The organism is Arthrobacter sp. MYb214 (genome assembly GCF_002979865.1).
Lineage (GTDB): Bacteria > Actinomycetota > Actinomycetes > Actinomycetales > Micrococcaceae > Glutamicibacter.
Window position 1 is genome coordinate 128868 of sequence record NZ_PCPZ01000005.1, and the last position, 26680, is coordinate 155547.

General features: G+C 61.4%; 27 protein-coding genes. 18 read left to right on the plus strand and 9 right to left on the minus strand.

The window, feature by feature from the left end; all coding sequences use genetic code 11:
- Positions 1-16: 16 nt before the first annotated feature.
- The 7 genes from pcaC to CQ012_RS13420 all read right to left on the minus strand — a co-directional run bounded on the left by pcaC (position 17) and on the right by CQ012_RS13420 (position 6079).
- The gene (gene pcaC / locus CQ012_RS13390) at positions 17-424 is read right to left on the minus strand and encodes a 4-carboxymuconolactone decarboxylase (RefSeq protein WP_105658571.1); all 408 of its coding nucleotides are present in this window, start codon (positions 422-424) and stop codon (positions 17-19) included.
- Between the two features lie 18 nt (positions 425-442).
- Entirely contained in the window at positions 443-1240 is a 798-nt protein-coding gene (locus tag CQ012_RS13395; RefSeq protein WP_166650807.1) for an alpha/beta fold hydrolase, read from the minus strand.
- Positions 1222-2628: a lyase family protein gene (locus tag CQ012_RS13400; RefSeq protein WP_105658570.1), complete on the minus strand. Its 1407-nt coding sequence runs from the start codon at positions 2626-2628 to the stop codon at positions 1222-1224. The genes CQ012_RS13395 and CQ012_RS13400 overlap by 19 nt, the downstream gene beginning before the upstream one ends.
- A gap of 145 nt (positions 2629-2773) precedes the next feature.
- Complete coding sequence (gene pcaG, locus CQ012_RS13405; RefSeq protein WP_105662437.1) at positions 2774-3352, minus strand: protocatechuate 3,4-dioxygenase subunit alpha; 579 nt, start codon at positions 3350-3352, stop codon at positions 2774-2776.
- A 1-nt stretch (position 3353) separates the two neighbouring features.
- The gene (gene pcaH, locus CQ012_RS13410) at positions 3354-4187 is read right to left on the minus strand and encodes a protocatechuate 3,4-dioxygenase subunit beta (protein WP_105662438.1); all 834 of its coding nucleotides are present in this window, start codon (positions 4185-4187) and stop codon (positions 3354-3356) included.
- Between the two features lie 63 nt (positions 4188-4250).
- On the minus strand, positions 4251-5447 hold the full coding sequence (locus CQ012_RS13415) for a 4-hydroxybenzoate 3-monooxygenase (RefSeq protein WP_105662439.1): 1197 nt from the start codon (positions 5445-5447) through the stop codon (positions 4251-4253).
- Between the two features lie 158 nt (positions 5448-5605).
- The gene (locus tag CQ012_RS13420) at positions 5606-6079 is read right to left on the minus strand and encodes a MarR family winged helix-turn-helix transcriptional regulator (protein ID WP_105662440.1); all 474 of its coding nucleotides are present in this window, start codon (positions 6077-6079) and stop codon (positions 5606-5608) included.
- Between the two features lie 134 nt (positions 6080-6213).
- On the opposite strand from CQ012_RS13420, the gene CQ012_RS13425 reads away from it, so the two are divergent.
- The 10 genes from CQ012_RS13425 to CQ012_RS13470 all read left to right on the plus strand — a co-directional run bounded on the left by CQ012_RS13425 (position 6214) and on the right by CQ012_RS13470 (position 16053).
- A complete protein-coding gene (locus tag CQ012_RS13425; protein WP_105662441.1) occupies positions 6214-7143 on the plus strand; it encodes an SDR family NAD(P)-dependent oxidoreductase in 930 nt (309 codons plus the stop codon).
- Between the two features lie 18 nt (positions 7144-7161).
- Positions 7162-8052 (plus strand): amidohydrolase family protein, encoded by an 891-nt coding sequence (locus CQ012_RS13430; RefSeq protein ID WP_105662442.1) that lies wholly within the window; start codon positions 7162-7164, stop codon positions 8050-8052.
- Positions 8049-9239: an acyl-CoA dehydrogenase family protein gene (locus CQ012_RS13435; protein WP_105662443.1), complete on the plus strand. Its 1191-nt coding sequence runs from the start codon at positions 8049-8051 to the stop codon at positions 9237-9239. The genes CQ012_RS13430 and CQ012_RS13435 overlap by 4 nt, the downstream gene beginning before the upstream one ends.
- A gap of 53 nt (positions 9240-9292) precedes the next feature.
- A complete protein-coding gene (locus CQ012_RS13440; RefSeq protein ID WP_105662444.1) occupies positions 9293-9748 on the plus strand; it encodes a MaoC family dehydratase in 456 nt (151 codons plus the stop codon).
- Between the two features lie 62 nt (positions 9749-9810).
- A complete protein-coding gene (locus CQ012_RS13445) occupies positions 9811-11328 on the plus strand; it encodes an acyl-CoA synthetase (RefSeq protein WP_105662445.1) in 1518 nt (505 codons plus the stop codon).
- Between the two features lie 200 nt (positions 11329-11528).
- The gene (locus CQ012_RS13450; RefSeq protein WP_105662446.1) at positions 11529-12527 is read left to right on the plus strand and encodes an ABC transporter substrate-binding protein; all 999 of its coding nucleotides are present in this window, start codon (positions 11529-11531) and stop codon (positions 12525-12527) included.
- An 83-nt stretch (positions 12528-12610) separates the two neighbouring features.
- The gene (locus CQ012_RS13455; protein WP_105662447.1) at positions 12611-13591 is read left to right on the plus strand and encodes an ABC transporter substrate-binding protein; all 981 of its coding nucleotides are present in this window, start codon (positions 12611-12613) and stop codon (positions 13589-13591) included.
- Entirely contained in the window at positions 13588-14424 is an 837-nt protein-coding gene (locus CQ012_RS13460) for an ABC transporter permease (protein ID WP_105662448.1), read from the plus strand. Before CQ012_RS13455 ends, CQ012_RS13460 begins: the two co-directional genes overlap by 4 nt.
- Before the next feature lie 47 nt (positions 14425-14471).
- The gene (locus CQ012_RS13465) at positions 14472-15194 is read left to right on the plus strand and encodes an ABC transporter permease (protein ID WP_402697430.1); all 723 of its coding nucleotides are present in this window, start codon (positions 14472-14474) and stop codon (positions 15192-15194) included.
- A complete protein-coding gene (locus CQ012_RS13470) occupies positions 15184-16053 on the plus strand; it encodes an ABC transporter ATP-binding protein (RefSeq protein ID WP_102598621.1) in 870 nt (289 codons plus the stop codon). The genes CQ012_RS13465 and CQ012_RS13470 overlap by 11 nt, the downstream gene beginning before the upstream one ends.
- 56 nt (positions 16054-16109) lie before the next feature.
- Here the strand turns inward: CQ012_RS13470 and CQ012_RS13475 are convergent, their stop codons facing one another.
- Complete coding sequence (locus tag CQ012_RS13475) at positions 16110-16691, minus strand: PadR family transcriptional regulator (RefSeq protein ID WP_102598620.1); 582 nt, start codon at positions 16689-16691, stop codon at positions 16110-16112.
- Between the two features lie 169 nt (positions 16692-16860).
- Here CQ012_RS13475 and CQ012_RS13480 point away from each other — a divergent pair, with 169 nt between their 5' ends.
- The 3 genes from CQ012_RS13480 to CQ012_RS13490 all read left to right on the plus strand — a co-directional run bounded on the left by CQ012_RS13480 (position 16861) and on the right by CQ012_RS13490 (position 20455).
- A complete protein-coding gene (locus CQ012_RS13480) occupies positions 16861-17955 on the plus strand; it encodes a Rieske 2Fe-2S domain-containing protein (protein WP_102598619.1) in 1095 nt (364 codons plus the stop codon).
- Positions 17956-17995: 40 nt separating this feature from the next.
- Positions 17996-19009 (plus strand): PDR/VanB family oxidoreductase, encoded by a 1014-nt coding sequence (locus CQ012_RS13485; protein WP_105662450.1) that lies wholly within the window; start codon positions 17996-17998, stop codon positions 19007-19009.
- Between the two features lie 120 nt (positions 19010-19129).
- On the plus strand, positions 19130-20455 hold the full coding sequence (locus CQ012_RS13490; protein ID WP_286134683.1) for an MFS transporter: 1326 nt from the start codon (positions 19130-19132) through the stop codon (positions 20453-20455).
- A gap of 830 nt (positions 20456-21285) precedes the next feature.
- Here the strand turns inward: CQ012_RS13490 and CQ012_RS13495 are convergent.
- Positions 21286-22035 (minus strand): IclR family transcriptional regulator, encoded by a 750-nt coding sequence (locus tag CQ012_RS13495; protein WP_105662452.1) that lies wholly within the window; start codon positions 22033-22035, stop codon positions 21286-21288.
- A gap of 266 nt (positions 22036-22301) precedes the next feature.
- On the opposite strand from CQ012_RS13495, the gene CQ012_RS13500 reads away from it, so the two are divergent.
- The 5 genes from CQ012_RS13500 (at position 22302) to CQ012_RS13520 (ending at position 26598) form a co-directional block, all read left to right on the plus strand.
- Positions 22302-22952 carry a DUF6318 family protein gene (locus CQ012_RS13500; protein WP_105662453.1) on the plus strand — a complete coding sequence of 217 codons (651 nt, stop codon included), beginning with the start codon at positions 22302-22304 and terminating at the stop codon, positions 22950-22952.
- 176 nt (positions 22953-23128) lie between these two features.
- A complete protein-coding gene (locus tag CQ012_RS13505) occupies positions 23129-24340 on the plus strand; it encodes a thiolase family protein (RefSeq protein ID WP_105662454.1) in 1212 nt (403 codons plus the stop codon).
- Between the two features lie 66 nt (positions 24341-24406).
- Positions 24407-25078 (plus strand): 3-oxoacid CoA-transferase subunit A, encoded by a 672-nt coding sequence (locus CQ012_RS13510; protein ID WP_105662455.1) that lies wholly within the window; start codon positions 24407-24409, stop codon positions 25076-25078.
- The gene (locus tag CQ012_RS13515; protein WP_105662456.1) at positions 25078-25734 is read left to right on the plus strand and encodes a 3-oxoacid CoA-transferase subunit B; all 657 of its coding nucleotides are present in this window, start codon (positions 25078-25080) and stop codon (positions 25732-25734) included. The genes CQ012_RS13510 and CQ012_RS13515 overlap by 1 nt, the downstream gene beginning before the upstream one ends.
- Before the next feature lie 81 nt (positions 25735-25815).
- Positions 25816-26598 carry an IclR family transcriptional regulator domain-containing protein gene (locus tag CQ012_RS13520; RefSeq protein ID WP_105662457.1) on the plus strand — a complete coding sequence of 261 codons (783 nt, stop codon included), beginning with the start codon at positions 25816-25818 and terminating at the stop codon, positions 26596-26598.
- Positions 26599-26680 lie beyond the last annotated feature (82 nt).

The window sequence follows — 26680 nt, forward strand, 5'->3', positions numbered from 1 at the left end:
CGGCGCGGTGCCACCGCTAGTGGCCTTCGGCTGCCGCGTACTCCTCCAGCACCTTCTTGCCGACCTTGAACGCCACGTTCGCCGCCGGAACGGAACAGTAGATGGCGCACTGCAAGAAGACTTCCTTGATTTCTTCGGGAGCCATGCCATTGCGCAGGGCCGCGTGCACATGCATTTCCAGTTCTTCCCAGTAGCCGCCGGCGATCATTGCGGTCAGCGTGATGGCGCTGCGGGTAGTGCGCGGCAGGCCGTCGCGGGTCCAGATGGTGCCCCATGCGTAGCGGGTGATCATTTCCTGGAATTCGTCGGTGAACTCATTCGAGTTCCTGGTGGAACGCTCAACGTGCTCGTTGCCCAGCACCTGGCGGCGTACCTCCATGCCAGCATCATAGGTATCGCCGGGAAGGCGCGGTGAATCAGCCATTTCTGCAAGTCCTCGCTTCTAGTTGGCCAGCAAGAACTCGGCCAGCAAGGCCGCGGTCTCTTCGGGTGCTTCGGCCGGGGCCAGGTGGGCGGCCGAATCGATGACCGCCATGGTTCCGCGGGGTGCATTTTCGGCGATGAACTCCGCGTCTGCCGGAGGGCACACCTGGTCCTGTGCGCCGTTGATGGCAATGATCGGGTCGCTGGTTGAAGCCAGCTGCCCGCGCACGTCGAATCCTGCCAAGGCGCCGCAGGCGTGGGCGTAGGCGAAGCGGTCAGCGTTCTGCAGGCTGTGCAGCAGCTCGGTGCTGATCACCGGCTCCTTCTCGATGAATCCCGGTGCGAACCAGCGCTCGGCAGAACCGGCGACCATGGTCGGGGTGCCGGCCTTGGCGACCAGCTCGGCACGGTCGGTCCACCCGTCGGGGGTGCCGATCTTCGCCGCAGAGCAGATGGAGGACAACGCGTCGAAGAAGCCGGCGTGGTCCACGGCCAGCTGCAGGGCGGTGGCCCCGCCGACCGACACTCCGGCGTAGTACAGCTTGCTGCCCTCGGAGATGACGCCGTCGGCACGCAGCGCCTCGACGGCCTTGGTGACGCCGGTAGCCAGTTCGGCCAGCGAGAAGGCTTCGGTGGACGGCTTGCTTTCGCCGTGCCCCGGCAGGTCCCAGGCGATGACCTGGAACTTGTCCTTGAGGTAAGGCAAGGCCGGAGCCCACAGCGGCAGGGCCGCAGTGCCCAGCGAGGGGCCGACGATGAGGGTGGGAAGTGCCTTGTCGGTGTGCAGCAAGGAGGGGGTTAGTTGCGGGACTGCCATGATTCCTTCCGTGCCGAGTAATCGGCGAGTACGGTTTCGGTGAAGCGATCCGCGGCACCGAGGTAGCCAGCTGGATCAAATAATTCGTAGAGGTCCTGGTCGTTCAAGTCATGCACGGAGATTTCCAGGCGCAGCAGATCGCGCAGGGAAATGCCCTCGTCGAGGCTGCGGCGCACCAATGCCTGGATGGCCGGTTTTCCGCCGACCACCAGATCAGCCAGGGCGGCAGCGAGTCGTTCGGAGAGCACGGCATCTCCGCCCAGGGCGAGGTTCCGCTCGATGGCAGCGCGATCCACTCCCAGGCCGTTGGCCAGGAACGAAGCGTGGAATGCCGCCCCTGATGCCAGCCGGGCCAGTTCGCGCAGGGCACTCCATTCGGCGTGCCAGCCGCCATCGGGGCGTTCATCCACCGCGGTGCCGGCAGCAGTGAACAGGGTGGAGAGCAATCCGGGGGCGCTGAATGCCGCATTGCGCAGCAGTACCGAGCGCACCGGGTTCTGCTTCTGCGGCATGGCCGAGGAGCCGCCCTTGCCGGCCTCGCGAGGTTCGGACAGCTCGCCGATTTCCGGACGGGAGGCGGTGAGCACATCAGCGCCCAGGGTCCCCAGCGCGGCAATGGCCGCACCCAGTGCGGAGCCAAGCTGGAGAATCGGCATGCGGTTGGTGTGCCAGGGCGTTCCCGGATCCTCCAGGCCCAGCAGGGCCGCCAGATCCGAGGACAGCGACTGGCTTGTGGCCGTTGTCTCCGGCTGGCCGGAGAGCAGCTGCTCCAGGGAGGCGAGCGTGCCCACCGCACCGCCCCATTGCAAGCGCAGCTGCCGCGCCGCGGCATCCAGCTGCTGCTCGGCATCCAGCACGGCCGAGAGCCAGCTGGCCGCTTTCCAGCCCAAGGTGGTGGGCAGCGCATGCTGGGTCAGCGAGCGGGCAATGCACACGGTCCCGCGGTGGGCCTGCGCCAGGGCAGCCAACCCGCCAGCGGTGCTGCGCAGATCTGCCAGCGTGAGCGTGAGCGTCTTGGACAGGACCAGCATCAGCGCTGTGTCGATGATGTCCTGGCTGGTGGCACCGCGGTGCAACGCGGTGCCCGCAGTTGCCGCGGCCCCGTCGTGCTTGAGCAGGTCGCGCATCATGCCCAGCAGCGGGATGAGCGCATTGGCCCCATCCGGTGTTCTGGAGGCCAGCAAGGCCAGGTCGTAGCGGTCCGCGCGGGCCACCTCGCGCACGGCCTGCGCATCCTGGACGCTGCACAGGCCGGCATCCGCCTGGACCTGCACCCATCCGGCTTCGGCATCCAGCATGGCTTGGACGAAAGACGCATCGCTGGCCAAGGCCGCGGCCGCAGTTCCTGCCCAGGCGGGGGCCAGCACGCCGTAGTCTGCGCCATCCATTCGGTGCCTCGATTCTTAGCTGTTGAGCGTATAAGCCGTCTATCTAGAACTGTAGTGCCCGGCAACGGGCAACACCCCGCCGGGCGCTCCAACGCCCGTAACAGTGCGGGCACTGGGGCAATCCAGCGGGGTGTCGCGGTGGCAACTAGCTCTCGCGCGGGTAGGAGAGGAACACCGTTTCGTTCTCGCCTTGCAGGCGGATATCAAAGCGCAGCGAGCCGTCGTCTTCGCGAGCAGCAATCAGCGTTGCGCGTTCTGCTTCGCCCAGCGATGACAGCAACGGGTCTCTAGCCAGCGCTTCGGTGTCCTCCGGCAGGTAGATGCGGGTGAACAGGCGATTGAGCAGGCCGCGGGCGAAAACCGCGAGCATGATGAACGGGGCCTTGCCCTCTTCGGTAGCGCCCGGGTTCACGGTGGTGAAGGTGTAGTGCCCGACGTTATCCACCGCCACGCGCCCCCATCCGGTGAAGGTGTAGCCGTCGCGAACCAGCGAGCCATCGCGGGAAACGACATTGCCGTTCTCGTCGGCCTGCCAGATTTCCAGCAGGGCGTCCGGAATGGCCTCGCCGTTGCCGTCATAGACCATCCCGTGCAGGCGCACCGAGCGGGGATGGGCCTGGCTGGCCAGCTCATTGCCCTTCTCATAGGGCAACGCGTAGCCGTAGAACGGGCCGATGGTCTGCCCCGGTGTGGGGGCCAGCTTCAGTTCTGGTGCCTGAGCCATGCTAGTGGTCTCCCTCTTCATCTTCCATCCAGGTGCGGTTGGCGCCGGTGAGTACGATGTCCCAGTTGTAGCCGGTAGCCCATTCATGGGTCGTCAGCGAATGGTCGTAGCTGGCGACCAGGCGGTCGCGCGCTTCCTTGTCGGTGATCGCCTGGTAGATCGGGTCGAGGCTGAACAGCGGGTCGCCCGGGAAGTACATCTGGGTGATCATGCGCTGGGTGAAGTCGGTGCCGAACAGCGAGAAATGGATGTGCGCCGGGCGCCAGGCGTTGTGGTGGTTCTTCCACGGGTAGGGTGCCGGCTTGATGGTGGTGAAGGAGTATTCGCCGTTCGGGCCGGTGATGGCGCGTCCCACGCCGGTGAAGTTCGGATCGATCGGGGCCGGATGCTGGTCGCGCTTGTGGATGTAGCGTCCGGCGGCATTGGCCTGCCAGATTTCCACCAGCTGCCCGGCCACCGGGCGGCCGTCGCCATCGAGCACGCGGCCGGCGACCACGATGCGCTCGCCGATCGGCTCGCCGTTGTGCTGGATCGTCAGATCCGATTCCAGCGCGTGCACGTCGCGCTGGCCGAAGGCCGGGGAGTGCAGCTCAATGGTTTCCGGGTCCACGTGGCGCAGGTTCTTGGTCGGGTGGCGCAGCAGCGAGGAACGGTAGGGCGCGAAGTCGATGCGCGGCTGGGTCTCGGCTTTCTTGCCCTCGACCACCGACTGGCGGTAGGCCGCATGGATATCGGCGATTTCCTGGCTGATGGATTCTTGCGAGAGCGTCGTGGCTGCGGGGTCCAGCACGGGGGAATCGCTGAACGACTCGTTAGCTGTGGTTTCGGTGCTCACTGCGTGCTCCTTTCGAAGGGGGCGTACGGGCGTGGTGGAGGAAATGCTTGGGAAGGGCGAAGGCTAAGCGTGGGGCCAGCCGGTGTAGGACTCGGCCAGGTACTGCTGGCCGAAGCGCGAGGAGGTGACCGTTTCCAGTTCGCCCAGGGCGCGCTTGGCCATGAAAGGGTCCCCGCCTACCGGGGTGTGCAGCATGGAGGTCATCCAGTAGGAGAAGTTCTGCGCCTTCCAGACCCGCTTCAACGCCAGGTCCGAATAGCCGTCCAGCAGCCGTTCGCTGCCGGTGGAGAAGAAGGAATCCAGCGCCTCGAAGAGCACCTTCACATCGGCGAAGGCCAGGTTTAGGCCCTTGGCTCCGGTGGGCGGGACGGTGTGCCCGGCATCGCCGATCAGGAACATCCGCCCGTGGGAGAGGGGTTCGCGCACGAAGGAGCGGAAGCCCAGCACGGTCTTGTCGAAGATCTCGCCGGTTTTCAACTGGAAATTATCCGGCCCGTCCACGCGCTTTTGCAGCTCGGCCCAGATGCGGTCATCGCTCCAGGCATTCACGTCCTCGTTCGGGTCGCATTGGAAGTACATGCGCTGTACCGTTTCGCTGCGCTGGGAGATCAGCGCGAAGCCGTGCGGGGAGTTCGCGTAGACCAGTTCCGGCGCGGACTTCGGCGCCTCGGTGAGGATGCCGAACCAGGCGAAGGGGTAGGCAACCTTGAAATCCTTGCGCAGCGTTTCGGGCATTTGGCGGCGGGCGAAGGAGCGCGAGCCGTCGGCGCCGACGATCACATCGGCGTGCACCTCGAAGAGGTTGCCCTGCTCATCGGTGAAGCGGAACTTCGGGGTGGAGGTCTCCATGTCCAGGATCTCGGTGACTTCGCAGGAGTACCGCACGTCGCCCTGGTCGCGCTGGCGCGCCGCGGCCAGGTCAACGAAGACCTCGTTCTGCGCGTACAGGGTGACGGTGGCGTCGACCAGATCGCGGAAGTCCAGCGGGTGGGATTCGCCGTTGAAGCGCAGGTCGATGCCGGCGTGCTCGTCGCCGTGGGTCAGGACCCGTCCATCCACGCCGGACTCGGTGAGCATCTTGACAGCCTGGGCTTCGAGGATGCCCGCGCGGTGGGTGTTGCGGATGGCCTCGTGGTCGCGCATTTCCACGACGATGTTCTCGATGCCGGATGCGGCCAGCAGGTGGGAGAGCATGAGCCCTGCTGGACCGCCGCCGATGATGCCGACCTTGGTCTTGAGAATGCGCGGATTCTGAGCCATGGGACCTGCCTCGCTAGCGTCTGGACCAGAGCCGCGCTGCCGGCTGCGTTGCCGGACCGATGCATCTGGTCTAAGGAAGTAATAAGAACTTCCCTCATGATGCGGCGCATGTGATCGGGCAGACAGCCGGGTTCTCAATGAATGAGAAAAATGGGGTGCTACTCCGCGTCAGCCAGCGCTACCCGGGATAGCAGATCGCGCAGCTGCAGCCGCTCCTGCGGGGTTAGCGCTTCCAAGGTCTCGTCCTCGTTTTGCCTGGTGATCTTGCGCGCCTGCGCGTAGAGCTTCCGGCCGGCCGCGGTGGCTACTATCACCTTGGAGCGGCGGTCGCTGGGATCTGGAATTCGGGAGACTAGTCCACTGGTTTCCAGCCCGTCCACTAGTGGCACGATCTGGCTTGGATCGAGCGCGAGAAATTCAGCGAGATCGCGTTGGGTGGGGGTGATGTCGCTGCACGCCAAGGAAAGTACCGAGTAGGAACGCACCTTGAGGCCGAGTGGCTTCAGCGCATGGTTGGCCCGGGTCGAACCCAGGGAGCGCATGCGCGCCACTAGGAAGTTCAGCTCCTGAACGAGGTCGCATTTCATGAACAGTTCTTCCTTCGCTGATTTGGCGGTGATTTTGCTAGTCATCCCATTGTCCCCACTTTTCATGAAAAAATAAACCATTGACTTTCTCAAGGATTAAAGTTCTTATGTATGTAGTCAAGGTTCCCACTTTTCTTCCAAGTGGAGCAATTGAAACACCTCACCGAATTGGAGTTCTCATGTCCCTAGCAGGAAAAGTTGCCATCGTGACCGGAAGCGGACGCGGACTGGGCCTGAGCTATGCGCAAGAACTGGCGCGTCAGGGAGCCTCGGTGATTGTCAATGATGTCGATCCTGCGGCCGTGGATGCTGCGGTTGCTTCCATTACCGAAGCCGGTGGCACGGCGGCGGGAGTTGCGGCGGCGGTAGGTACGACCGAGGCCGCGAAGGTGCTGGTTGCCGGCGCTGTCGAGAACTTCGGTCGCCTGGATATTCTGGTCACCAATGCGGGTGTGCTGCGTGACAAGTCCCTGCTGAAGATGACCGACGAAGATTTTGATCTGGTGATCAACGTCCACTTGCGCGGCACTTTCACCTGCGTGCGTGAGGCCTACGGGTATTTCAAGGAAAACAATGTCTCCGGACGCATCATTGCAATTGGTTCGCCGACCGGCCAGCGCGGCAACTTCGGCCAGAGCAATTACGCGGCGGCAAAGGCCGGCATTGTCGGCATGGTGCGCACCTGGGCCCTGGAAATGAAACGAGCCGGGGTTACTGCCAACGCAGTGATCCCGGTGGCAGCCACCGAAATGACCAAAACCGTTCCATTCTTTGCAGCTGCCGTGGAAGCCGACGAGCGCGGCGAAGCGATGCCGGACTTCTTCCGCAAGGATCTGGGCTTTGGCACCGCAGATGATGTGGCCGGCCTGATCGCCTACCTGGCCTCGGACGCGGCTGCAGAGATCAACGGCCAGGCCATTGGAGTCGGCGGGGACCGCCTGCAGGTCTGGAGCCACCCTGAAGCTGTGGTCACCGAGCTGCACGACGGCGGATGGGACTATGAAACGCTGGCCAATGAATTCCCTGCGCGCTTCGGATCCCACCAGCAGTCCGTTGGGGAGAAGTTCCCGGAACTTCCGGAAGAACTGCGCCCGGAACCAGTCAAGTAGGGAACTGGGGGAATCATTATGACTTTGCGTTATGAACTGGGCATCGATTTCGCTTCGCTTGAAGCCATCGACATGCATGTGCACCTTGAAGTCGACGAATGCGGCCACAAGGCAATGCCGGAGGATCTTTTCGAAGCGTCGGCAGCGTATTTCAAATCATCGGAGCGTACACCCTCCATTGATCGCATTGCGCAGCTTTATCGCGAGTCGAACATGGCTGCCGTGGTGTTCACCGTTGATGCACGCACCGCGCTCGGGCATGATCCGAACTCCATTGAGGACTTGGTCCAGGGCTGCGCCCGAAATAATGACGTGCTTATTCCCTTTGGCTCGGTCGATCCCCGCCGAGGAGCCGAAGCCATCGGCGATGCGCAGTACCAGGCTGAACAGCTCGGAGTGCGCGGCTTCAAATTCCACCCCTCGCTCCAGGGATTCGATCCCAGCGATGAAGCGTTCTACCCGCTATGGGAAAAGCTCCAGGAGCTAGGCCTCCCATGCATTTTGCACACAGGGCAGAACGGCATGGGAGCAGGGCTGCCTGGCGGTCGGGGCATTAAGCTGCGTTACTCCAATCCGCTGCTGCTCGACGATGTGGCCGCGGACTTCCCGAACCTGGTCATCATCATGGCTCACCCCTCGGTTCCATGGCAGGATGAAGCGAACTCCATTGCCACGCACAAGGCCAATGTCTACATCGATTTATCCGGTTGGAGCCCCAAGTATTTCCCCAGCTCCTTGGTGAAGATGGGCAATAACGTGCTGTCGCGCAAGCTGTTGTTCGGCACGGACTTTCCCTTGATTACCCCGGAGAAGTGGCTGGGGGCCTTTGCAGAATTGGAGTTGAAGGACTCGGTGAGACCGGGAATCCTGAAGGGCAATGCACTGCGCGTGTTGGGGATAGAAGAATGATCCAACCGGCAGCAACTAGTGATTTCTATGGATTCAAGGACCTGCTCACCGACGCTGAGCGTGCGGCCCTGGACCGTTTGCGTTCCCTTTTGGCAGAACATGTGGGTCCGATAGTCGATGACTATTGGGAACGCGGAGAATTCCCGGAACAGATCGTGGCACCGCTGATCGATGCTGATCTGATGAACCCGGCCGAAGTGCTTGTCACGGGCCAGAAGCCTTCCGCGCTTTACTCGGGCTTCCGCAATTTCGAGCTGGGACGCATGGATGCCTCCGTAGCGACTTACTACAACGCGCAGTCCGGCCTATTCCGGACCACCGTCAACCTGGGTGGAAGTGCGGAGCAGGTAGCCGTGCTTGAGCCGCGGATCACATCTTTTGCCTGCAAGGGAGTGTTCGCCCTGACCGAGCCAGAACACGGTTCGGATATTGCCGGAGGGCTAGCCACCTCGGCCAAGCAGGAGCAACGCGATGGTGTGGCTGGCTGGGTGATCAATGGGCAGAAGCGCTGGATCGGGGGCGCGAGCCAAGCGGACGTGCTGGCAGTATTTGCCCGCGACGCAGCCGATTCGCAGATCAAATGCTTCTTGGTTCCAACGGACGCGCCGGGCATGGAAATCAGGAAAATTCCGGGAAAGACCAGCCTGCGCATTATGCAGAACGCCGACATCGAGCTGGGGAATGTCTGGGTGCCAGCCAGCGGGCGACTGGCCAAGATCAACTCCTTTGCCGACGTAGCGGCCTGCCTGCGCAACATGCGCTCAGACGTCGCCTGGATTGCCACAGGCGTTTGCTTCGGCGCGTACGAATCGGCTCGCGACTACGTTGCCAGCCGTAGCCAATTCGGCAAGCCGCTGGGTTCATTCCAGCTGATCCAGGAAAAGCTGGCGCATATGCTCTCCAACGCCACCGCGAGCCTGGCTTTGGTGGTGCGGCTGACCCAGCAGCAGGATGCGGGCATCTACCGCGATGAAAACTCGGCCATGGCCAAGATGTTCACCGCACGCATGCTACGCGAAACGGCAGCCCTCGCCCGAGAGGTCTGCGGCGGCAACGGCATCTTGCTGGAGAACAACGTAGCGCGCCACCATGCCGACGCCGAAGCGATCTACTCGTATGAAGGCACACACGAGATCAATTCACTAATTATCGGACGCGCGATTACCGGTGTCAGCGCATTCCGCTAAAGCGGCATTCGCGAACTCGAGCAACCAAAGAACCCATCTAGAGGAGAAATATCATGGCACCAACCGTTTTGGATTACGCAGACCTCGCCAGCGCCCAGGGCAAGGACCTGGGCTACAGCGAATACCGCGTGGTCACACAGGAACAAATCAACACCTTCGCTGACGCCACTGATGATCACCAGTGGATCCACACCGATCCGCAGAAGGCCAAGGAAGGCCCTTTCGGTGGCCCGATTGCCCACGGCTACCTTACCTTGAGCCTGCAGATTGCGTTCTGGACCGAGCTTTTCGATGTCACCGGCGTGAAGACCAAGGTGAACTACGGCCTGGAAAAAGTTCGATTCCCTTCGCCCGTACCGGTGGGTTCCAAGATCCGCATGAAGGCGGTTATCGCCGAGGTGGAAGAGGTCAAGGGCGGATACCAGATTGCAGTGGACCAGGTCATCGAAGTCGAAGGCGGCACGAAGCCGGCCGTGGTCTCCCGGGGCCTCTACCGCTTCTACGCCTAGGTAAAGAGCCAGCTGAGCTAGAGCCGCAACGGCAACGTACGACCTAATGAAAAGAGTGGCAGATGTTGAATAAGGGGTTTGGCAACTGGATTCACCGGCGTCGGATGAAATCCGCGCAGCAGGTTGCGGTGATTCATGCGGGAGTCGGCTTGAGCTACGCGCAGCTGGCAGAACGCATCGACAAGCTCAGCAGTGCCTTGGCGGCCAGCGGAGTCGCCCGCGGTAGCCGTGTAGCGTTTCTTGGCGCCAACCATGCTGCGTACCTGGAAACCATGTTCGCCGTTACCCAGCTTGGGGCGTTGTTCGTTCCGCTCAATGTGCGTCTGGCGCCGCGGGAACTGAACTTTGCGCTGCGCGATTCAGGCAGCGAGGTGCTGATCTATGTCGAGAACTTCGCCAGCGAAGCGCATGTATCCATCGAAGGCAGCCCGGTCAGTACCGCCTGGGAAGTCGCTTCGGTTCCGTGCGCGGACTCATCCTATGAACGGGCCCTTCAGGCAGGGCGCAGCGGTCACGACGATATCGCCGTCGAGTTAGAGGATCCAGCCATCATCCTCTATACGTCGGGCACTACCGGAACGCCGAAGGGCGCGGTGCTCACGCATGCCAACATGACGTGGAATTCCTACAATGTCATCGTTGACTACGATGTCACCAGCAGATCTGTTGTTTTGCTCATTGCACCGCTCTTCCATGTAGCGGCGCTGGGCATGGGCGCCTTGCCGATGCTGCTCAAGGGAGGAACAGTGGTCCTCCAGGAGCGTTTTGATCCCGCTGCCGTGCTGGATGCGGTGGAGCGCTACCAGGTCACCCAGCTCTCGGGCGTCCCAACGACCTTCCAATTGCTAGCCGAGCATGAAAAATGGGAGGAAACGGATTTGTCTTCATTGGAGATGCTCACCTGCGGAGGCTCCGCTGTGCCGCTACGTGTCCTTGAAGCCTATGAAGCGCGTGGGCTCGGATTCAGTGGCGGCTATGGCCTGACCGAAACTGCGCCCGGCGCCACCATGCTCCAGGCAATGTACTCCCGACTGAAAATGGGTTCGGCCGGCCTGCCCCATTTCTTCACCGACATTCGCATCGCGGACTCGCTGGGCAATGAGGTGCCAGCCGGCGAGGTTGGCGAGATCCTGATCAGCGGCCCCAACGTGATCAAGGAGTATTGGGGCCGTCCCGATGCTACCTCAGGGGCGTTCCATGAATCTGGCTGGTTCCGTTCCGGGGATATCGGCCACGTGGATGAAGAAGGCTTCCTGTTCATCTCGGACAGGCTTAAGGACATGATCATTTCCGGCGGGGAGAACATCTATCCTGCCGAAGTCGAGCAAGCCATTATGGGACTACCTGAAATTGAATCAGTGGCAGTGATTGGCGTCCCTGACGAGAAGTGGGGCGAAGTCCCGCGTGCAGTCATTGTGCTGAAGTCCGGTAGCTCTCTGGGCGAAGAGGATGTTGTGACGTATCTCGACGGACGCTTGGCGCGCTACAAGATACCGCGCACCTCGGTCTTCCTGGATGAGTTGCCGCGCACCGCAAGCGGCAAGATACGCAAAGCCGACTTGCGCAAGCGGTTCAGCTGAGCGCTCCACGGCTTCGTGGCGGATTCCGTGGCCTCACGTTTGCATAAGTGCAAGATACCGCCCATACGCAGAGAATAAATCATCATAAAATCAACCATTGACATTCTCAATAGTTGGCTTAGTCTTGAATTGTGGTTCAAATCACACACTTTCTTCGACCCGCCACTCGGGGTTGCGGCAATGGCTTTCTAGGGGGAAATATGAAAAAGCGCTGGTCTACACTGCTTGCAGGCGCAGCGGTCCTGTCACTCGGCCTGGTGGGCTGTGGCGGAGGTTCGCTGTCCGGCTCGACAGAATCAGAGGGAAGCACATCCGCCGCCGCCGAGGATGGCTCGCTCACCAAAATCACCGTAGGCATTCTGCCAATCGCACCGTCGGTTGCAGTGCAGCAGGGTATCGACGCCGGGACCTTTGAAAAGCATGGCCTGGATGTAGAACTGAGCACTTCCAACGCCGGTGCCGCGATGCTCCCAGCGGTATCCACCGGAGAATTGGCCATTGCCGTGGGCAATCCGCTATCGGTGATGACCGCTGCGGACAAAGGCCTGGACATGAAGATCGTCACCGGCTATTCCGCTTCCAAGGCTGATGGGGAGGATGTCAATGGAGTAGTTGTGCGCAAGGACTCGGGCATCGGCGGCTGGGAAGATCTGGCTGGAAAAACCACATCGGTCAACGCGTTGCGTACCCAGGGCGACCTGACGATTATGGAATCCGCAGAAATGGCTGGAGCCAATCCGAAAGACCTGAAGTTCAGCGAAATGCCTTTCCCGGACATGGAGGCGCAGCTGGATCGCGGCAACGTTGACGCCGTCTGGCTTCCAGAGCCGTTCCTCTCGCGTGCTTTGGGCGATAAGGACAACGAACTGCTTGGCTATCCAAACCAAGAAGCAATTCCGGGGCTGCCAACCATGGTGACGTTCACCAGCGGCCAGTTCGCTGAAGAGAATCCGGAAGTCATTTCCAAGTGGAAGGCAGCTATGGCGGAAGTACTGCCGGCCTCCGATAGTGATCCGGATGCCGCCAGGGCCATGTTGCCAGACTTCATCAATATGGATGCCAAGGTAGCCGAAGGCTTGCTCATGGAAACCTGGGAAGCGGAAACCCCAATTGAGGAACTGGCAAAGCTCGGAGATCTGGCCGCCAAGTTCGAATTCCTGGAGAAGGCCCCAGACATGAACAACCTCATCGCCAAGTAATTCCACAACTTCACGCTATTGCTGCTGCGGTTCCAGATTCCGGACGCCGCAGCAGCAATGACACTCAATTGGGGGTAGTTGCCATGAAACACTCGCTCAAGCTCGCACTCGCTTCGCTATCAGTCCTCGCGCTTGCTGCCTGCAGCTCCGGTTCGCCTAGCGGCGGCTCGACCGGGGAAGATGCTGCAGGATCAGATGGCTCGCTGGAAAAAATCACCGTCGGGGTAATCCCCATCGTCGATACCGCACCAATCTGGCTGGGAGAATCCAAGGGCTTCTTCGCCGAAGAAGGCCTGGACTTGGAAATCGAAACCGCAACTGGCGGTTCGGCTATCGTCCCGGGCATCCAATCCGGGAGCTATGACTTCGCCTTCTCCAATCTGATCTCGGTAATGGTCGCCAACGACAAGGGACTGGACATGAAGTTCGTCGCCAATGGCATCTCCACCACAGGTGATGTGAAATCCGACGTCGGGTCCGTGCTGGTCAAAAATGATTCCAAGATTTCTTCGCCCAAGGACTTGGCCGGCAAGAAGGTCTCGGTCAATAACCTGTCGAACATCGGCGATACCACCATCAAGTCAATTGTCGAAGAAGACGGGGGAGACCCGGCAAGCATCGAGTTCGTCGAGGTTCCTTTCCCCGATGCTCCTGCTGCACTGGAAAACGGCATCGTCGATGCCGCCTGGATCCTGGAGCCGTTCCAGAGTACGGCCTTGGACGCCGGAGCGAAAATGCTCTCTGCGAACTTCGCCGAATTCGATCCGGAGCTGGATGTTGCCGGCTACTTCACTTCTGCGCAGTACGCCCAGGAAAATCCCGAGGTGACCGAGAAGTTCACCAAGGCGATGGACAAGTCGCTTCAGTATGCGCAGGAGAACCCTGACGAGGTCCGCGAAGTTGTCGGAACCTACACCAAGATCAGCGAGGAGGTCCGCGCCGATATGGTGCTGCCGCGCTTCCGCCCTGACTTCAACCGCGAGGCCGTGCAAGAACTCGGCGATGCGGCACTGAGCTATGGCACCCTGTCCAAGCCAGTCGACCTGGAGAAGCTCCTGCCATGAGTGCCATCACTAGCACAGCGCCGGCTGAGGCGCGCCAAGCCAAGCGCAGGAAATCGGGCTCGAAATTCCCCAATGGCTTTTGGGGATTGATTGGCATCGTGACCTTCCTGGGGATCTGGGAACTGGTCCCGGCTCTTGGAATTGTCGAGGCGGCTTACCTGCCGCCCGCCTCCGAAGTGCTGATGACGCTGTTCGCTGATCTTGCCTTGACCGCCTTCTGGGTCGCGGTGGGGGAAACCATGCTGGCATGGTTCATCGGCCTGGCCGCAGCGGTGCTGCTGGCGCTGGTACTGGGCTTGGTAATCGGCATGTCGAGCTTCCTGCGTCGTGCGACCAACTCCACCATCGAGTTCCTGCGTCCAATTCCGTCGGTGGCATTGATCCCGCTCGCGGTGCTTTTGTTCGGCACGAAAATCGAATCCTCGCTGATGCTGATCATCTATGCCTGCTTCTGGCAGGTGTTGATCCAGGTGCTCTATGGAGTTGCAGACGTGGATAATGTGGCGATGCAGACCGCGAGATCCTATGGATTCTCCCAGATCCAGCGCATCCGCGACGTCATCTTCCCGACCATGCTCCCTTACCTGATGACTGGCATCCGGCTGGGCGCTGCCGTGGCACTGATCCTGGCGATTACTGCGGAACTGATCATCGGCGCACCGGGTCTGGGCAAGGAAATCCAGCTGGCGCAGTCAGGCGGCGCAATCGCCGGAATGTACGCGCTGATTGTTGCCACCGGCCTGCTGGGCGTGGCAATCAACCTGTGCATGCGCATCATCGAAAAGCGCGTGCTTTCCTGGCACGCCTCAGTCCGGGGAGAGAACGCCGCATGAAACTCCTGAAGTCGATTTCCTTCATTCTGGCATTGCCGGTTCTGCTCATCCTCTGGTGGGTCGCGGCAACCCTTGGTGGAGCGAGCTTCTTCGTTCCTACCCCGGCAGACTTGGGCAAGACCTTCATCGAGACCTGGGTTGGCGAACGCATGTTCACCGACGTCCTGCCAAGCGTCCAGCGCCTGGTTCTCGGCGTGCTCGGGGCCATTGTGCTCGGTGTGCTGCTCGGGTTGCTCGTCGGCATGAACCGCACCGCCCGGGCGATTACCGAACCGGTGTTCGAGTTCTTCCGTGCTTTGCCGCCGCCGGTGCTGATTCCGGTGCTGATGCTCTTGGTTGGCATTAACGACGGCATGAAGATCGCGGTGATCATCTCCGGCGCGATTTGGCCGGTGCTGCTGAACACCATTGAGGGCGTTCGCGCCATCGATCCGGTGCAGAACGAAACCAGCCGCTCCTATGGCATCAGCGGTTTAGCCCGGATTCGCTACCAGGTGCTGCCAAGCGCCACCCCGACCATCATGGCTGGCATCCGCCAGTGCTTGTCGATCGGGCTGATCCTTATGGTCATCTCCGAGATGTTCGCATCCTCCTCCGGGCTGGGCTTCGCGATCGTCCAGTTCCAGCGTTCCTTCGCCGTACCGGAAATGTGGTCCGGCATCGTGGTGCTGGGCCTGATCGGGGTCATCATGTCATTTATATTCCAGTGGATCGAACGCCGCGTCCTGCGCTGGTACAACGGTCTGAAAGAGGTTGAAAATGCTGTCTAGCCAGAATGGAACCGCCGGCGGGCGCACCCTGCCAGAAGGCGAAGCGCTGCTCTCGGTCCGGGGGCTGAAGAAGGTCTACCACACCGACGGCGGCGATATCGAAGCGGTCCGGGACCTCACCTTTGACCTGGGGCATGGCGAGCTGGTGTGCCTGGTCGGTCCTTCCGGTTCGGGCAAGACCACATTGCTCAAGTGCATTGCCGGCTTGCTGGGCGCCACCAGCGGCGAGGTGCTGCTGGACGGGCAGAAAGTCACCGGACCGCCGAAGAAAATGGCCGTGGTCTTCCAAGAATACGGCCGGTCGCTGTTCCCGTGGCTGCGCGTGGCGGACAATGTCGAACTGCCGCTGAAGAACGCCGGCGTCCCGAAGGCCGAACGCAAGAAATTGGTGGACGATGCGCTGGAAGCCGTGGGGCTGAGCCATGTGCCCAAGTCCTACCCGTGGCAGCTCTCCGGCGGCATGCAGCAGCGCGTGGCGATCGCCCGCGCGGTGGCCTACCAGCCAGAGGTATTGCTGATGGATGAGCCATTCGCGGCCGTTGATGCGCAGACCCGCGCAGACCTCGAGGACCTGATCCGCAATGTCTGGAAGAAGCTGGGGGTCACCGTGCTGTTCGTAACCCACGACATCGACGAGTCGATCTACCTGGGCCAGCGCGTGATCATCTTGTCTTCTTCGCCAACCGTGGTGCAGGAGGATATCCTGATCGATCTGCCGGCGGAGCGCGACCAGCTGGAAACCCGGTCGCTGCCGCGATTCACCGAGCTTCGCCACCATGTCTACGCGGAAATCCAGAAGGCCAAGCAAGGGCATCGCCCCGAAGAGGCCAAGACGAAGTTCTTGACGAATCCCAAGTAGCGCTCTGAGCCGCCGATCCGTGCCGGGTCGGCGGCTTTATTGCGCCGGCCGGCAGCCTAGGGGTTCAGCAGGTCGATGAGTTCCAGCCCGCGCGTAGCCCACTGGATTTCAGCTTCTGCCCGGGCGATCAGGCCTTCATAGGTGAATCGTTTGTAGGCAACAGTGGCCTCCCACTCCTCGCGCGGCGTGTTCTTCAAGCGCTTGGTGAGCATGGAGTTGCTGCCTTGCTCCAATTCCGCGATGCGTTCTTGCCATTGGTTGAGCAATGACCGGTGATGAGCGATATGCCCGCGCATCTGCTCGCGCGCGGCCTCGGGTTCCGCCCATTCCAGGTAGGCAGCCTTGAGATGCGCGGGATCGCGGGTGCGTGCGTACTCCAGGGGCGTGTTCATCCAATCCTTGAATTGGGTGACGCCATCCCGGGTGATGGTGTATTGCCGTTTCTTTCCGCGTGGACCCCAAGGCACATCCTGCCCTGCAATGAGACCTTCGGATTCCATGCGTTTCAGCTCGGGGTAGATCTGCGAATCCGGGGCGTGCCAGACGTGCCCGACCGACGATTCGAAGACTTTGTACAGGTCATAGCCGGTCATTGGTTCAACTGTCAGCAGTGAAAGCAGCGCGTTGCGAAGACTCAAAACCGCCCCTTTCCAGAAATGTGTTGCGTATCACTATCTATATAGCTAGTCTAATGGCATGCGAACTATCTATGTGCATAGATAGTTTCTCATATTCCGCCTTTGGGCAAACCACATATTGGATCCGCCATCGCCGAGCACTGCCGGGTCCGCAATCGAGAGGACCGTCATGACCGAGGTTGCCGCCAAGAGCACCACCACCGCCAAGATCATGGACCATCCGCTGAATGCCTGGTACGTAGCCGCCTGGGATCACGAGGTCACCCGCAAGCCGATGTCGCGCACCATTGCCAAGCGCCCGGTTGCCCTGTATCGCACCGAAGATGGCAAGGCCGTTGCACTGGCTGACTCCTGCTGGCACCGCTTGGCTCCGCTATCCATGGGCAAAACCGTGGGAAAGGACGGGTTGCAGTGCCCATACCACGGCATCGTCTACAACTCCGCTGGCCGGTGCGTCTCGATGCCGGCCCAGGAAACCATCAATCCTTCGGCTACTGTTCCTTCCTTCCCTATTGTTGAGCGCTACCGCTATGTCTGGATCTGGATGGGCGACCCCACCTTGGCCGACCCGGAGCTGGTCCCGGACATGCACCAGATGTCTTCCGAACAATGGGCAGGCGACGGCATGACCATTGCCGCCGATTGCAACTACCAGCTGATCCTGGACAACCTGATGGACCTGACCCATGAGGAATTCGTGCATTCCTCCTCGATCGGCCAAGATGAGCTGAGCGACTCGGAATTCATCACCACTCATGAAGGCAACAAGGTCACCGTCACACGCTGGATGCACAATATCGACGCACCGCCATTCTGGCTGAAGAACATGCGCGACAAGTTCCCGGGTTTCGAAGGCAAGGTGGACCGCTGGCAGATCATCCACTTCGAAGCGCCGGCAACGATTACCATTGACGTCGGCGTAGCCAAGGCTGGAACCGGCGCGCCTGAAGGCGACCGCAGCCAAGGAGTCAATGGATTCGTCATGAACACGATCACCCCGGAAACTGATCGTTCCTCGCATTACTTCTGGGCGTTCATGCGCAACTACTGCCTGGACAGCCAGCTGATCACCACCCAGCTGCGTGATGGGGTGCATGGGGTCTTCGGCGAAGACGAGGCGATGCTCAAGGCCCAGCAGAAAGCCATTGATGCCAACCCAGACTACGAGTTCTACAACCTGAACATCGATGCCGGCGGCATGTGGGTTCGCCGCATTCTTGACGGCATGCTCGCCGCCGAAGCCAACCAGTCCGTCCGCGCCTAGCCGGCTCCCGCGCTCAAACTGAAAGGTTGGTGCCAACGCAATGGCAGCGACAAATATTGAAGTCTGGCAGGAAGCAGAAGTCACCGGCATCGCAGACGTGGCCGATGGGATCAAGCGCATCGAGCTTGCCCCGCAGCTGCCAAAGCGAGCCGAGCCTGGCTCGCACATAGATTTGAAGGTGCAAATCAACGCAGAGGATGCCAAGCGCTCCTACTCTGTGGTCGAGTCGAGCGCTGACGGAACAACGCTGGTGATCAGCGTGCTCAAGGCTCCGCTCTCCCGTGGAGGATCGACCTATATGCACGAGCTGGCAGTGGGAGACCGTTTGCAGATCACCCAGCCATTGCAGAACTTCCCGCTGCGCGTGGGTGCCAAGCACTACATCCTCTTGGCTGGCGGTGTCGGCATTACCGCCATGGCGAATATGGCTTCAGTGCTCAAGCGTTTGAATGCCGACTACACACTGGTGTTTGCCGGCCGCAAGCGTTCGGCCATGGCCTACTTGGCACAGCTGGAGGCGGAACACGGTTCTCGGCTGGAAGTGCACGTGGACGATGAAGGCACGTCCCTGTCGGTCAACGAGCTGCTGGAACGTGCCGGCGAGGAAACCGAACTGTACATGTGCGGGCCGATCCGGCTGATGGATGCAGTTCGACGTGGCTGGGCAGAACTCGAGCTGGATCCATCGGCGCTGCGCTATGAAACCTTTGGCAACTCGGGCTGGTACGACCCGGAGGAATTCACTGTCCGGGTTCCCAAGCTGAACCTGGAAGTGACCGTTCCCCAGGGGCGCTCCATGCTCGAAGCCTTGGAGGACGCCGGTGCGGACATGATGTCCGACTGCCGCAAGGGCGAATGCGGTTTGTGCGAGGTGCGCATTACCGAAATCACCGGACGGATTGACCACCGCGACGTGTTCTACTCCGAACGGCAGAAACGCCAGTCGAGCAAGATGAACTGCTGCGTTTCGCGAGCCATTACCTCGCAGACCGGTGCCAAGGCCGATGCCGCCCGCACCGGCGGACCCGCCGTGGTCACCATCGAACCGAACTAGCAAATTTCCCATCTTGGCACCCTCGCCGGCGGACCGAAACGGTTTCGCGGGCGGCTTGGTGCACCCTAAAACTGGAGATAGTTCCCCATGGACATCAAACAGAGAATTGAAAATTCACCGATGTCGGCCTTTCAATGGCTCGTCGTCGCAGTCTGCACCTTCTTGAACGCCCTCGACGGTTTTGATGTGTTGGCCATGGCCTTTACCTCAAATCAGGTTTCCGAAGAATTCTCGTTGAACGGCGCCCAGCTGGGCGTACTGCTCAGCTCAGGCCTCTTTGGCATGGCTGCCGGCTCATTGTTCCTGGCTCCATTCGCCGACCTGTTCGGACGCCGTCCGATGCTCTTGGGAACCACCGCGCTGGCATCGCTGGGCATGTTCCTCTCAGCCACCGCGGATTCCATGGCGAGCCTTGCCATCTGGCGTATCGTCACCGGCCTGGGAGTCGGCGGCATTCTGGCGTGCACCAACGTGATCACCAGCGAATACTCCAATGGACGCTGGCGAGGCATGGCGGTCAGCATCTACACCGCCGGCTACGGAGTCGGCGCCACCTTGGGCGGCATGGCGGCGGTCTCGCTGCAGGCCCATTACGGTTGGCGCTCGGTCTTCATTTTCGGAGGAGTGCTGACGATGGTCGCCTTCCTGGCTTTGCTGGCCGTCGTCCCCGAATCCGTTGACTTCCTGCTGACCCGGCGTACTGCGCGAACCGCCGAGAAGCTGAGCAAGCTGGCACGCAAAATGCACCTGGGTGCCGAGAACGTGGCCCTGCCAGAACAGGGCAGCTCCACATCTGGCCGAAGCCGCAACGCAGTCCTTGCGCTCTTCTCGCCGGATACACGCCGGGTGACCGCGGTGATCTGGGTGGCCTTCTTCGCGGTGATGTTCGGCTTCTACTTCGTGAACAGCTGGACCCCGAAGCTGCTGGTAACCGCGGGCATGACCGAAAGCCAAGGTGTGGTCGGCGGCCTGATGCTGACCCTCGGTGGCACCTTCGGTTCCCTGCTCTTCGGCGCTTTGACCACCAAGTGGGCCGTTCGCAAGGTGCTCATTGCGTTCACTGTACTTTCCTCAGTGCTCATGGTGGTGTTCATCTCGGCGGCAGGCATCCTTGCACTGGCCTTCGTCCTGGGTGTTCTGGTTGGCATGCTCATTAACGGTTGCGTAGCCGGCCTCTACACGTTGACGCCGTCCTCCTATGCACCGCAGTCACGTGGAACCGGCGTTGGCTGGGCTATTGGCATCGGCCGTTTCGGCGCGATCCTGGCTCCACTGGCTGCCGGCAGCCTGCTTGACGCCTCGTGGACCGCCGCCCAGTTGTACCTGGGCGTAGGCATTGTGGTGCTGTGCGCGGCAGTTGCGTTAATGATGCTGCGCGGCGGCGCGTCGCCTCACTCCCCGGAGAAGGAAACTTCGGATTCGGCAAGCACGAATTCCGCCAGCTAGGACATTTCTCAGCGGAGGGGCGGCGCCAACGGGCTTCGCCCCTTCAGCGTTTTAATGGCGCGTTTAGTCGGGGAGCGGTCAGTCTTTGATTCGCAGTGGCCACCTCGGATCTGGGCGGGTACTGGCCAAGGAATGGCGCTGCAGGCAGTGACTTGGGAGGTCCTGGTTCCAGAAGGCAAACGAATTAGAAGGACCACGATGGATCCCATCCAATCATGGCCGGCACGTGGATGGTGTGCGGCGTCCGGGTTCAAGCGAAATTCTCGGTCGCACGTGGACAACACTGGCGGGCTTGCCATCGAGACGAAGCCGGCTTGGCGCTTCATCATGAACAGATCCGCTCTTGGACTCTGGGGACGAGCCGCGCCTCAGGAAGAGCTCGGGGATGAAACCTGCCTGTTTGGGCAAGGCAGTGTCCGGTTGCTTGGCGGCAAGAGCGGCCGGCCAGGTCTGCCTGGCGGTGATGATGCACGAAATGCGCCTGGGCTGAGTGCTTTTCGGATAGTGCACCCGCGGATGAGTCGGGAACTGAAGTAGTCCGTGCCGTTGGATGGTGGAAACCAGAATGGCCCTGGCTACGACATTTTCATCCCGGAAGATCTCAACACGTTACTTGATCTGGAGCTACCTCGTTATCTCGCTCGAAACCGAGATCGGAGAGCAACCAACCACTTGTTTTCCGCCCGTTGTCGGAAGAAACGCAGACCAATTCATTGGTGGCATCAACTCCACAAGGAGTTCAGAGAAGTGCGATGGTCTCGGAAGCTATTGACTGCTTGCATTGCCAGTGGATGTAGCGCGTGTATCGAACAGCGGGATCCTGATTGCGCCTAGCGGTTGTCGCCCAAATGCATTGCACGGGAAATGCCCCGGGCTGCGGTGCGTAGCGCCAGAGCTGCGGACTGCAGTGTTCCAGAGTCGCGGGGAACAACCACCGAGATAACCGCAACCTGATAGCCCGCCTCGTCGAGGATCGGGGCGGCGGCACCGGTGGTTTCCGGGTCGATGAATCCGTCGAACGAGGCGAATCCGTTGCGTCGGATTTCCGCCATTTCTGCGCGGAGTTCAGGATGGGTGGCGGTCATCAGTTCGTGGTGGCGTTCCAGGAACCCGTGAATGGTTTCCGGCCGTGAAAAGGCCAAAAGTGCCATGCCCATCGAGGTTCGGTGCACAGGCATGCGTCCGGCGACATTCGCCTGATTGACAACGGAGCCCGGCCGCGAGAGACGCTCGATGATCAGCACCTCGTCCTGGTGCAGTACCGAGAGCTGGGTATTTTGCCCCAGCAGCTGGTTGATGTCCTCCATGAACGGCAATGCCGCGGTGCGAAGGTCCTGGGTGGCAGCGCTTCGATTGGCTAATTCCCAAAGGCGCAAACCCAGCCGCACCTGGCCAGACCCGTCTCGCGCCAGCAAGTCATGGGATACCAATTCATCGAGTAACCTGTACATGGTTGCTTTGGGGATGTCGGCACGCCGGGCCAGGCTGCTGACGCTGAGCGACTGATTGTTGAGATCAAAAGAATTCAGGATCCGAACCAAGCGGTCCAGCATAGTGTCCCCACTGGGCGAATTGGCCATGGAACTATTTTAGGGCAGTGGCTGCTTCGCTTCTCCTGCATCCAGGTGAGCGGCTCTGCGCTTTAGTGCAAGCAGGGTTCGCTATCGCGTCGAATTTCCCTTGTTCATCCAGAGTTAACATGGAATTTTTCCAGCGATTCACATTGAAAAGCGTAGCCAAAACATTATTTGAATAGTGGTCGTATTATCGAAATGCTTGATGTAATGTCGTTTTCGAACGCGGAAAAAACTCCAAGAAGGCGGCGGCAATGGTTCGGAATCATCAAGTGAAGCTTGCAGCTTTGATGGCTGCATTGACGCTGGCAGCCAGCGGTTGCGTCAGTGCATCCCAGGGAGGAGCCGGTGATCCTTCTGCTGGCACCGTGTCGCCCACGCCGAGCTCCCCGGAGCAAAATGCCGAAGTTCCGCAGCGCCCGGCGGTCCTCAGCGAGAAAACCGAGGAAGGGCTGCAAGGTGCCATGGAGTACTGGGTACAGCTGCTGAATTATGCGGTGGCGAGCGGTGACACCGCCGCACTCAAGGGCTTCTCGGCAGCGGACTGCACCTTGTGCCAGGAGCTAATCGCCCAGACCGACCAGGCCTATGCCAATGGCGGAAGCATTGACGAAGGCGAATTCAGGGTTATTGAAACCATGAGCACCCTGGACAAGTATCAAGCATCGCCGGGCGAGCCCAAGGTTGTGTTTGCCAGCTTTGGAATAGAGCGAGCCGCTGGCCAAGTCCTCGGTGCAGATGGAAAGGCGACCAGCGAAATTGAGCCGGTTTCCTGCATGGATTTTGAAGAAAATTGGGATGAGATCGCTTATGACGAGGATGGAAACTTCATTGGATCCATTTGCTCGCTAGCTGTGCAGGATCCGGCGTTCGACGAGTCTTCAGGATGGCAGCCGCTAAATGTCGCGATTAACGCGCAATAGCAATATGTGACTTGGAAAGTGCCCTGGCTGCTTCGGCAGCCGGGGCCTTTTGTGTGCGGGGAATCGGGTGGACCGCGAGGGAAATCTATTGAAGCTACGGGCATCAACTGCTAAAGTTCATTCTACGAACACAAGTTCACGATGTGAACATACCGCAGCGATGGAGCAGTGAGACGATGCAGCAGGCCTACCTATACGACGCAATCCGCACCCCCTTCGGCAAGATTGGCGGCGCGCTGTCCAGCCACCGCCCCGATGACCTGGCCGCCCACGTGGTGCGCGAGCTGGTCGCCCGGGCGCCGCAGCTGGATGTCGCGGATATCGACGAGTCGATCTTCGGCAACGCCAACGGCGCCGGCGAGGAAAACCGCAATGTGGCCCGCATGGCCACCCTGCTCGCCGGGTTGCCGACCTCGCTGCCGGGCACCACGATGAACCGCCTGTGCGGCTCCTCGCTGGATGCCTCGATCGCGGCTTCCCGCCAGATCGCCACCGGCGACGCGGACCTGGTCCTGGTTGGCGGCGTCGAATCGATGAGCCGTGCTCCATGGGTGCTTCCCAAGACCGAGCGTCCTTTCCCGATGAGCAATCTGGAACTGGCCAACACCACCCTGGGCTGGCGCCTGGTCAACCCGGCCATGCCGGGGGAATGGACGGTATCGCTGGGCGAGGCCACCGAGCAGCTGCGCGAGAAGCACGGCATCTCCCGCGAAGACCAGGATGAATTCTCCGCGGCATCGCACCAGCAGGCCGCGGCCGCCTGGGAGGCCGGAAAGTACGACAACTTGGTAGTACCGGTTCCGCCGGCGAACAAGCGCGGCACCCAAGTCACCCGCGATGAGACCATCCGTGCTGATTCCACCGCAGAAACCCTCGCCAAGCTGCGCACCGTGTTCCGCACCGGGGAGAATGCCACGGTGACCGCTGGCAACGCCTCGCCGATGAGCGACGGCGCCTCGGCGGCCTTCATCGGTTCCGAGCGCGGCGGCGAATTGCTGGGCGCCGATCCGATCGCCCGCATCGTCTCCAACGGCGCTGCCGCGCTGGATCCGCAGTTCTTCGGCTTCGCCCCGGTGGAAGCCGCCAACAAGGCTCTGACCAAGGCCGGCCTGAAGTGGTCGGATATCGCCGCGGTCGAGCTGAACGAGGCATTCGCGGCCCAGTCGCTGGCCTGCATCCGGGCCTGGGACATCGACCCGGCCATCGTCAATGCCTGGGGCGGGGCCATCTCCATCGGCCACCCGCTGGGAGCCTCGGGCCTGCGCATCCTGGGTACCGTCGCCCGCCGCCTGGCAGAATCCGGCGAGCGCTACGGGCTTGCCGCGATCTGCATCGGCGTCGGCCAGGGCCTGGCCGTCGTCGTCGAGAACGTGAACGCAACCAAGTAGCAGCTGGACGACGGGGGGATTTGAACCTCCGGTCCCACGACATCTTGAATCTAGAAAGGCAGCATCATGGCACCACGCATTGCCACCTCGGCCGCGGACGCCGTCGCCGAGATCACCGACGGCGCCACCGTCCTGATCGGCGGCTTCGGCAACGCCGGCCAGCCGATGGAACTGATCGACGCGCTCCTGGACTGCGGCGCGAAGGACCTGACGGTCGTGAACAACAACGCCGGGCAGGCCGACGCCGGCCTGGCCCTGCTGATCAAGGAACGCCGGGTCAAGAAGATCATCTGCTCCTTCCCGCGCCAGTCCGACTCCTGGCACTTCGATGAGGCCTACCGGGCCGGGGAAATCGAGCTGGAGCTGGTTCCGCAGGGCAACCTGGCCGAGCGCATCCGCGCCGCCGGCGCCGGCATCGGCGGGTTCTTCACCCCCACCGGCTACGGCACGCTGCTGGCCGAGGGCAAGGAAACCCGCGTGATCGATGGCAAGGGCTATGTGCTGGAAACCCCGATCCACGCCGATTTCGCGCTGATCAAGGCACTGAAGGCCGACACGCTGGGCAACCTGGTGTACCGCAAGACCGCGCGGAACTTCGGCCCGATCATGGCCACCGCGGCCAAGTCGGCCATCGTGCAGGTGGACGAGGTCGTCCAGGCCGGTTCCATCGATCCGGAAAACGTCATCACCCCGGGCATCTTCGTGGATACCGTGGTGGAACTGGGAGGACAGAAGTAATGAGCGCAATGACCACCACCGAAGCAAAGCTCACCCGCGATGAAATGGCGCAGCTCGTTGCCGCGGACATCCCGGCCGGAGCATTCGTGAACCTGGGAATCGGCCAGCCGACCAACGTCTCGAACTACCTCACCAAGGAACAGGGTGTCACCCTGCACACCGAGAACGGCATGCTGGGCATGGGCCCGGTGGCCACCGGCGAGGACATCGACCCGGATCTGATCAATGCGGGCAAGATCCCGGTCACGCAGCTGCCCGGTGCCTCCTTCTTCCACCACGCGGATTCCTTCGCGATGATGCGCGGCGGACACCTGGATGTGTGCGTACTCGGCGCCTTCCAGATCTCCAAGGATGGCGATTTGGCCAACTGGCACACCGGTGCCGAAGGCGCCATCCCTGCCGTGGGCGGCGCCATGGACCTGGCTATCGGCGCCAAGGCGACCTGGGTGATGATGAGCTTGTTCACCAAGGACGGGGAATCCAAGCTGGTTGAAACGCTGAGCTATCCGGTCACCGGGCTGGGCTGCGTCTCGCGGATCTACACCGAAGTGGCCGTCTTCGAGCTGCGCGATGCCAAGGTCTTCGTGCGCTCCACCCATGGCATCAGCTTCGAGGAGCTGGCCGCCAAGGTCCCGGTGGAACTGACCCAGGCCTAGAAGACCCAGTAGATTAGTGGGGGTGCGCATCCGAGTCCCGGAAGTGCACCCCGCAATCATTTCCAGCGCGCAAGGAGCACGGTGAGCGAGCAGGCAGCAACAACCACATCGGTCCAGTCCCTGGCCCGCGGCTTGGCGGTCATCAGCAGCTTCGATGCAGATCACGCGTCAATGACCCTCTCCGAGGTCGCCGTACGCACTGCCCTGTCCCGGGCCACCGCCCGGCGGTTCCTGCTGACCCTGGTGGAGCTGGGCTATGTGCGCACCGACGGCAAGCATTTCGAGCTGACCAGCAAGGTCCTGCAGTTGGGGTACTCGTACCTGTCCAGCGCCACCTTGCCGCAGCTGATCGAACCGGTGCTTGAGGAACTCTCGGCTGCTGTGCATGAATCGGCCTCCGCTTCCATCCTGGACGGATCGCAGATCGTCTACATCGCCCGGGTGCATACCCGTTCGATCATGCGCGTGGGCATTTCGGTGGGCACCCGCTTCCCGGCGGCCAACACCTCCATGGGCCGGGTGTTGCTGGCCTACCAGCCCGAAGAAATCAGCGAGGCGGTGATCGCCGCCGGCGTGCACTCGGTGACAGGGCTGGGGATCGATCGCCCGGATCCGCTACGCGTTGAACTTCAGCGGATCCGTACCCAGGGCTATGCGGTGGTAGACCAGGAATTGGAGATCGGCCTGCGCTCGGTGGCGGTGCCGGTATTCAGTGCCGATGGCACCGTGGTCGCCGCGATGAACGTGTCGATGAGCGTGCGTCCCGATACTACGCAGAGCGCCGAACAGGCAGCCGAGGTGGTCTTGCCGCAGCTGCTCGAAGCTGCCGCGCAGGTACGCGAAGCCCTCGCCGCCAGCCGCTAGTACCCGCGGGGGTCAGGCGGTGGTCGGATCCCATTCGATGCCAGCACACGTGGTGATCGCGGCGAGCCGCGCAGGCCAGCAC

Coding starts and splice junctions, on each gene's coding strand:
- CQ012_RS13430 (WP_105662442.1), top strand. CDS start 7,162: ATGACTTTGCGTTATGAACTGGGCATCGATTTCGCTTCGCTTGAAGCC.
- CQ012_RS13445 (WP_105662445.1), top strand. CDS start 9,811: ATGTTGAATAAGGGGTTTGGCAACTGGATTCACCGGCGTCGGATGAAA.
- CQ012_RS13505 (WP_105662454.1), top strand. CDS start 23,129: ATGCAGCAGGCCTACCTATACGACGCAATCCGCACCCCCTTCGGCAAG.
- CQ012_RS13395 (WP_166650807.1), bottom strand. CDS start 1,240: ATGGCAGTCCCGCAACTAACCCCCTCCTTGCTGCACACCGACAAGGCA.
- CQ012_RS13470 (WP_102598621.1), top strand. CDS start 15,184: ATGCTGTCTAGCCAGAATGGAACCGCCGGCGGGCGCACCCTGCCAGAA.
- CQ012_RS13440 (WP_105662444.1), top strand. CDS start 9,293: ATGGCACCAACCGTTTTGGATTACGCAGACCTCGCCAGCGCCCAGGGC.
- CQ012_RS13420 (WP_105662440.1), bottom strand. CDS start 6,079: ATGACTAGCAAAATCACCGCCAAATCAGCGAAGGAAGAACTGTTCATG.
- pcaC (WP_105658571.1), bottom strand. CDS start 424: ATGGCTGATTCACCGCGCCTTCCCGGCGATACCTATGATGCTGGCATG.
- CQ012_RS13490 (WP_286134683.1), top strand. CDS start 19,130: ATGTCGGCCTTTCAATGGCTCGTCGTCGCAGTCTGCACCTTCTTGAAC.
- CQ012_RS13450 (WP_105662446.1), top strand. CDS start 11,529: ATGAAAAAGCGCTGGTCTACACTGCTTGCAGGCGCAGCGGTCCTGTCA.
- CQ012_RS13495 (WP_105662452.1), bottom strand. CDS start 22,035: ATGGCCAATTCGCCCAGTGGGGACACTATGCTGGACCGCTTGGTTCGG.
- pcaG (WP_105662437.1), bottom strand. CDS start 3,352: ATGGCTCAGGCACCAGAACTGAAGCTGGCCCCCACACCGGGGCAGACC.
- CQ012_RS13400 (WP_105658570.1), bottom strand. CDS start 2,628: ATGGATGGCGCAGACTACGGCGTGCTGGCCCCCGCCTGGGCAGGAACT.
- CQ012_RS13485 (WP_105662450.1), top strand. CDS start 17,996: ATGGCAGCGACAAATATTGAAGTCTGGCAGGAAGCAGAAGTCACCGGC.
- CQ012_RS13515 (WP_105662456.1), top strand. CDS start 25,078: ATGAGCGCAATGACCACCACCGAAGCAAAGCTCACCCGCGATGAAATG.
- CQ012_RS13425 (WP_105662441.1), top strand. CDS start 6,214: ATGTCCCTAGCAGGAAAAGTTGCCATCGTGACCGGAAGCGGACGCGGA.
- CQ012_RS13460 (WP_105662448.1), top strand. CDS start 13,588: ATGAGTGCCATCACTAGCACAGCGCCGGCTGAGGCGCGCCAAGCCAAG.
- CQ012_RS13455 (WP_105662447.1), top strand. CDS start 12,611: ATGAAACACTCGCTCAAGCTCGCACTCGCTTCGCTATCAGTCCTCGCG.
- CQ012_RS13435 (WP_105662443.1), top strand. CDS start 8,049: ATGATCCAACCGGCAGCAACTAGTGATTTCTATGGATTCAAGGACCTG.
- CQ012_RS13480 (WP_102598619.1), top strand. CDS start 16,861: ATGACCGAGGTTGCCGCCAAGAGCACCACCACCGCCAAGATCATGGAC.
- CQ012_RS13415 (WP_105662439.1), bottom strand. CDS start 5,447: ATGGCTCAGAATCCGCGCATTCTCAAGACCAAGGTCGGCATCATCGGC.
- CQ012_RS13510 (WP_105662455.1), top strand. CDS start 24,407: ATGGCACCACGCATTGCCACCTCGGCCGCGGACGCCGTCGCCGAGATC.